The organism is Pseudomonas citronellolis, assembly GCF_029335315.1.
GTDB classification, from domain to species: Bacteria; Pseudomonadota; Gammaproteobacteria; order Pseudomonadales; family Pseudomonadaceae; genus Pseudomonas; species Pseudomonas citronellolis_A.
The window spans coordinates 1-5035 of the sequence record NZ_JARJLT010000258.1 but is presented as its reverse complement, the minus strand read 5'-3'; the positions used below and the strand labels follow the sequence as shown (position 1 = coordinate 5035).

The following is a 5035-nucleotide window of genomic DNA, read 5'->3' as shown; positions in this document are numbered from 1 at the left end:
CCGGCTGCGGCCGCCAGCGTCCAGGACATCGCCGTCCCGGACATCGGCTCGGCGGGCAAGGCCAACGTCATCGAAGTCATGGTGAAAGCCGGCGACACGGTCGAGGCCGACCAGTCGCTGATCACCCTGGAGTCGGACAAGGCCAGCATGGAAATCCCCTCGCCGGCCGCCGGCGTGGTGGAAAGCGTGTCGATCAAGGTCGGTGACGAAGTCGGCACCGGCGACCTGATCCTCAAGCTCAAGGTCGCGGGCGCCGCCCCAGCCGCCGCCGAGCCGGCACCTGCCGCGGCTCCGGCTGCCGCTACCCCGGCCGCTCCGGCCACTGCCGCTCCGGCCCCGGCCGAAGCGCCGTCTCCGGTGGGCGCGCCCAGCCGTGATGGCGCCAAGGTCCACGCCGGCCCCGCCGTGCGCATGCTGGCCCGCGAGTTCGGCGTCGAGCTGGCCGAAGTGAAGGCCAGCGGTCCGAAAGGCCGCATCCTCAAGGAAGACGTGCAACTGTTCGTCAAGGAACAGCTGCAACGCGCCAAGTCGGCTCCGGCCGGCGCGGCGGGCGCTACCGGTGGCGCGGGCATCCCGCCGATCCCGGAAGTCGACTTCAGCAAGTTCGGCGAAGTGGAAGAAGTGGCCATGACCCGCCTGATGCAGGTCGGTGCCGCCAACCTGCATCGCAGCTGGCTGAACGTGCCCCACGTGACCCAGTTCGACCAGTCCGACATCACCGAGATGGAAGCCTTCCGCGTCGCGCAGAAAGCCGTCGCCGAGAAAGCCGGGGTCAAGCTGACCGTGCTGCCGATCCTGCTCAAGGCCTGCGCACACCTGCTCAAGGAGCTGCCGGACTTCAACAGTTCGCTGGCCCCCAGCGGCAAGGCGCTGATCCGCAAGAAGTACGTGCACATCGGTTTCGCCGTGGACACCCCGGACGGCCTGCTGGTGCCGGTGATCCGCAACGTCGACCAGAAGAGCCTGCTGCAACTGGCCGCCGAGGCCGCCGAACTGGCGGAGAAGGCGCGCACCAAGAAGCTCTCGGCCGACGCCATGCAGGGCGCCTGCTTCACCATCTCCAGCCTCGGTCACATTGGCGGCACCGGCTTCACGCCGATCGTCAACGCGCCGGAAGTGGCGATCCTCGGGGTCAGCAAGGCGACCATGCAGCCGGTCTGGGACGGCAAGGCCTTCCAGCCGCGCCTGATGCTGCCGCTGTCGCTGTCCTACGATCACCGGGTGATCAACGGCGCCGCCGCCGCGCGCTTCACCAAGCGCCTGGGCGACGTGCTCGCCGACATCCGCACGCTGCTGCTGTAAACGCATCGGCCCCGCGCGGGGCCGCTGCCCTGTCTATCAACGAGCGCGCCACGCTCGTTCTCTCGAGCCCCGTCGGATGACGGGGCTTTTTTTATGCCCATAGCCAAGTTGATGGCAAACCGCCAGCCACCGTGGCATCCTCCGATGAACGGCGCCCGGCCCCATCCCCGCCACGCTCAACCTTGACCCCGCCTGGCCGATACAGGCATTGCTTGTCAGACAATCCCGCATCATGCAACCTTGCCTCGCCCAGCAGCAGTCGGCCGAGGCCATGTACCTCGCCCAGCAATGGAAAACCGCCGAGCATGAAGAGCCATCCCGATACCGCCAATCGCCCGGCGGTCGAGGCTGTGACCCAGCTCCCCGTCCCCTCGCGGTTGGGGTTGCTGCGCTTCGAGCGGTTGAATGAACCGAGCTGGACCCTGCTGTTCCTCGACCCCGCCTGCGAGCGCGCCCTGGGCGTGCCCGCCGCCGACCTCTGCGGCCTGCTCGACGCCCCCTTCGCCAGCCTGATGGAGCCGGAGGCGCGGCACCGCCTGCACGAGCAGATCCAGCAGCAACTGCTGCAACACAACGGCTACCAGGTGCGCTACTGCCTGCACACGCCCAGGGGCGTGCTGAGCCTGCTGGAGATCGGCGAGGCGTTCCAGCAGCACGGCCGCCAACTGCTCCATGGCTATCTGCTGCAGGACGAGGACGGCGCGCGCCTGGCTCCCCATGGCGAGCAGTTGGCGGAACAGAACCTGCGCCTGCAGATGTCCCTGGAGATGTACCAGCGTTCCCAGGACGAACACCTGCAGCACCTGGTGCGCTCGCGCGCCCAGCAGAACCTCATCGTGCGCCTGGCGCGCCACCGCTACCAATCCAGCGACCCGCTGCTGGAGGCCGCCCAGCTGATCGCCCAGGCCGCCAGCGAGGCCTACGACGTGGCCCGCGCCGGTATCTGGCGGCTGTCCAACAGCAATTACCTGGAGCCGGTGGCGGTGTACCGCCGCGACACCGACCAGTTCGAGCTGCCGCGCGGCTTCGACGCCAGCCGCTTCCCGAACTACCTGGATGCCATCAACAGTGGCCGCGCCATAGACGCGCACAACGTCGTGCAGGACCCGCGCACCCGCGAGCTGGCCGAGGCCTACCTGCGCCCGCAGGGCATCAGCGCCATGCTCGACGCCACCATCCGCGTCGGCGGCGAGGTGGTCGGCGTGCTCTGCCTGGAGCACATCGGCGAAGTGCGCCTGTGGCAGAGCGACGAGATCGCCTTCGCCGGCGAGCTGGCCGACCAGTTCGCCCAGGTGATGATGAACCACGAGCGACGCAGCGCCTCCAGCGCCCTGCACCTGTTCCAGCGCGCGGTCGAGCAGAGCGCCAGCGCCTTCCTGCTGATCGAGCGCGAAGGCGTCATCGAGTACGTCAACCCGAGCTTCACCGCCATCACCCAGTACGGCGCCGACGAAGTGCGCGGCCGCCGCCTGGCCGAGGTGCCGGCGCTGGCCAACCTCAGCGAGCTGCTGTTCGACGCGCGCTCCACCCTGGTCAACCAGAACAGCTGGCAGGGCGAGTTCCGCAGCCGGCGCAAGAACCTGGAGCCGTACTGGGGCCAGCTGTCGCTGTCCAAGGTCTACGCCGACGACGGCGAACTGACCCACTACATCGGCATCTACGAAGACATCACCCAGAGCAAGCTGGCCCAGCAGCACATCGAGAAGCTCGCCTACCGCGACAACCTCACCGGCCTGGCCAACCGGCACTACTTCATCAACGTCCTCGAAGAGCGCCTGCGCGCCGGCTCCGGCCCGCCCCTGGGGCTGCTGCTGGTGGACATCGACAACTTCAAGCGGATCAACGACAGCCTCGGCCACCAGACCGGGGACAAGCTCCTCGCCAGCCTCGCCCGGCGCCTGCGCAGCAGCCTGGTGGACGGCACCACCCTGGCGCGCTTCGCCAGCAACGAGTTCGCCGTGTTGCTGGAGGAATCCAGCCATGGCCGCGGCGAGCGGGTGGCGGCGCAGATACTCGACGTACTCGACAAGCCACTGTTCGTCGACAACCAGCTGATCAACATCACCGGCTCCATCGGCCTGGCCTACGCGCCGCAACACGGCCAGGACCCGCAGACCCTGATGAAGAACGCCGGCCTCGCCCTGCACAAGGCCAAGGCCAACGGCAAGCACCAGTTGCAGACCTTCACCGAGGAAATGACCGCCGAGGCCAGCCACAAGCTGTTCGTCGAGAGCAACCTGCGCCGCGCCCTGGTGCAGAACGAGCTGGCGGTGCACTACCAGCCCAAGCTGTGCCTGCGCAGCGGCCAGCTGCTCGGCCTGGAGGCGCTGCTGCGCTGGCAGCATCCGGAGAAGGGCATGATCCGCCCGGACCAGTTCATCAGCGTGGCCGAGGAAACCGGGCTGATCATCCCGATCGGCAAGTGGGTGATCCGCGAGGCCTGCCGCAAGGGCCGCGAGCTGGCCGAAAGCGGCCTCGGCGAGCTGAACATCGCCATCAACCTGTCGCCCAAGCAGTTCAGCGACCCCGACCTGGTCGGCTCCATCGCCGCCATCCTCCTCGAAGAGCAGGTGCCGGCCGGGCGCCTGGAACTGGAGCTGACCGAAAGCCTGCTGCTGGACGCCACCGCGGACACCAAGCAGCAGCTGGAGCGCCTCAAGCAGCTCGGCCTGACCCTGGCCATGGACGACTTCGGCACCGGCTACTCGTCGCTGAGCTACCTGAAGAAATTCCCCATCGACGTCATCAAGATCGACCGCAGCTTCATCAAGGACATCCCCGACAACCAGGACGACATGGAAATCACCTCGGCGGTGATCGCCATGGCCCACAACCTCAAGCTGCAAGTGGTCGCCGAAGGCGTCGAGACCGCCGCCCAGCTCGCCTTCCTGCGGCGCAACCGCTGCGACATCGGCCAGGGCTACCTGTTCGACAAGCCGATCCCCAGCGCCCTGCTCTCCGACAGCCTGCAACGCTACCCCTGCCGCGGCGACTGAAAGCCCCCCGGCATTCCGGCAAAGGTTGTAATCTCCAGGACTTTCGCGCGTCTATCGCCATCCCAGACAGAGGAGACGACTGCCATGACCCTGCGTTCGCAGATTCTCGTGCACAAACAGGACCTGCCCAGCGCCGCCCAGGCCCTGCCTGGCCGCGAGGCGCCGATGCCGGTGCCCGAAGCCCACTACGTCAACGGCAACCCGCTGCGCGCGCCGTTCCCAGCCGGGCTGCGGCAGATCGCCTTCGGCCTGGGTTGCTTCTGGGGCGCCGAGCGGCGCTTCTGGCAGCAGCCGGGCGTGTGGGTGACGGCGGCCGGCTACGCCGGCGGCCCGACCCCCAACCCCACCTACGAGGAAGTCTGCTCCGGCCTGACCGGGCATACCGAAGTGGTGCTGGTGGTCTACGACCCGCAACAGACCAGCCTGGAACAGCTGCTGAAGGTGTTCTGGGAGTCCCACGACCCGACCCAGGGCATGCGCCAGGGCAACGACACCGGCACCCAGTACCGCTCGGCCATCTACTGGTACGACCAGGCCCAGAAGGAGGTGGTGGAAGCCAGCCGCGCGGCCTTCCAGGCGCAGCTGAGCGCCAGCGGCTTCGGCCAGATCACCACGGAAATCCGCGAGGCGCCGCCGTTCTACTACGCCGAGGCCTACCACCAGCAGTACCTGGCGAAGAACCCCAACGGCTACTGCGGCCTGCGCGGTACCGGGGTTTGCCTGCCGGCATAGCCGGC

General features: G+C 68.0%; 3 protein-coding genes. All 3 read left to right on the top strand.

The genetic code is table 11. The features are described 5' to 3' along the window. Window positions 1-1302: dihydrolipoyllysine-residue acetyltransferase (gene aceF, locus P3W75_RS19400; protein WP_276228931.1), on the top strand; the 1302-nt coding region annotated here is incomplete at its 5' end. Between the two features lie 305 nt (window positions 1303-1607). Next, window positions 1608-4298 carry a putative bifunctional diguanylate cyclase/phosphodiesterase gene (locus P3W75_RS19395; protein WP_276228930.1) on the top strand — a complete coding sequence of 897 codons (2691 nt, stop codon included), beginning with the start codon at window positions 1608-1610 and terminating at the stop codon, window positions 4296-4298. 84 nt (window positions 4299-4382) lie between these two features. Then, a complete protein-coding gene (msrA, locus tag P3W75_RS19390; protein WP_276228929.1) occupies window positions 4383-5030 on the top strand; it encodes a peptide-methionine (S)-S-oxide reductase MsrA in 648 nt (215 codons plus the stop codon). Window positions 5031-5035 lie beyond the last annotated feature (5 nt).